Below are 1,580 nucleotides of genomic sequence, written 5' to 3' on the forward strand. Positions count from 1 at the left end.
TACGCCGAGGCGATCCGTCGGGCACTGCCCGACGCGGTGCAGGTCAGCGACCGATGGCACCTATGGAAGAACCTGTTCGACAAGATCCTGGCCGAGGTCCGCGCCCACGCCTCCTGCTGGGGCACCGTCAACCCGCCCCGTCCCGGCGGCGTCCGCGAGCAAGCCACCCGCGAGCGCTGACACAAAGTCCATGACCTCGGGCCTTGACCCAAGGCCGGGTAGTTAACGGATTCGCGCTGGTGGCAAGGGGTTTATGAGGTGCCTTGGCTGGTGTAGACGGCGGGTCCGGCTTTGTGGATGAGTCCGTTGCTGGCCCATCGGTCGAGTTGTCGGCGCATGGTGCCCAGGGTGACGTCGCCGAGGTGGCGGGCGAGGTCACGCGGGTGCCAGTGGCGGTCGGGGTCGGTGTCGAGGACCTCCAGGACACGCTGTCGGCGGCGGTCGTCGGGCGGGGTGTGACGGTCGTCGTGTGAGGCGGCGGGCAGCTCAGGTTCGGGTTCGAGGATGGAGATGTCGAGGCCGGTGACGGTGCGGCTGGTATCGGGGCGGCCGTCGTCCTGGCGGGCGTGGTAGCGGGAGATGGGCGACTTGACCTTGCGGGTGCTGACGCGGGGCCGCCTCGGCGGAAGGAGCCCGGCCAGGATGCGCTGGCCGATGACACCGGTCGTCCCGTATCCGGTGACGCCGGCAGCCTGGACGACCAGGTCACGGGCGGTGTGCAGGGCAGTGGTGAAGCCGCAGCGGTCCGGATCGGTGCCCGGCCGCGACTCGGCGGCCTCCACCATGACGGTGCGCAGGGCCTGGTAGAGCGCGAGTTGAGCCCACAGCTCCTGCTCGACACCGGCGGGGTCGGCCGAACGCAGCACCCGGCCCCGCAGGAGGGTGTGCCGCAGCGCGTAGTAGGTCGATTCGTGCTCCCACCGCTGGTGATAGAGCGCGACCAGTGCCCCGGCCGGGTAGCGGCGAGCGTCGGTCAAGGTGGTGGCGAGGCGGTAGGAGCCGGTGAACGAGGTGCCGTCCTTGCAGGTCACGACGATCTGCGCCTCGACGATGCGGACCGGGACGGAGCCGAGGACGGACAGATAGGAGCCGTCCGCGAGACGGACAAGGACGGGGGTGCGGCGGTTGACGCGGATCCGGCCCAGGAACTGGGCGCCGGTGTCGGCCACGGCGGCGAGGAAGGCGTTGGCGTCGAAGCCCTTGTCCCATAGGACCAGCATGTCCGGGCGCAGGTGGTGCAGCAGCCGGCGGGCATAGTCGGTCTCGCCCTCTCTGGTCGGGCCGAACACCGCGCCGATCAGGGCCCGGGTCCCGGTCTCCACCAGGGTCATCAGCTCGAGCATCGGGTAGCCGCCGCGGCTCTGCGGTCCGAAGCGGTCGGTGTTGCGGCTGCTGTCGGGGACCTTGATGGAGCTGCAGCCGTCGAAGAAACCGTGCGGAACGGCCCGAACCTCACCCCGCGTGTCGACGGCTGGGCCAGCGTCCCGGCCAACACCTCGAACAAGCGCTGCAGTGGCGTGGCGCCGACCCGGCGGCGCAGGTCACGCAGGGCTTTCGTGCTGGGCGTTGCCACGTCGAGG

At 70.5% G+C, this 1,580-nt stretch carries 1 protein-coding gene and 1 pseudogene; one reads left to right on the forward strand and one right to left on the reverse strand.

Annotated elements, in window-relative coordinates:
* A pseudogene (locus tag ACFV3E_RS46125) lies at positions 1-177 on the forward strand (ISL3 family transposase); the annotation flags it as partial.
* A gap of 74 nt (positions 178-251) precedes the next feature.
* Here the strand turns inward: ACFV3E_RS46125 and ACFV3E_RS46130 are convergent.
* The gene (locus ACFV3E_RS46130) at positions 252-1,409 is read right to left on the reverse strand and encodes a transposase (RefSeq protein WP_500542495.1); all 1,158 of its coding nucleotides are present in this window, start codon (positions 1,407-1,409) and stop codon (positions 252-254) included.
* Between the last annotated feature and the right edge of the window lie 171 nt (positions 1,410-1,580).

This window comes from Streptomyces sp. NPDC059718, from assembly GCF_042733315.1.
Classification (GTDB): Bacteria; Actinomycetota; Actinomycetes; order Streptomycetales; family Streptomycetaceae; genus Actinacidiphila.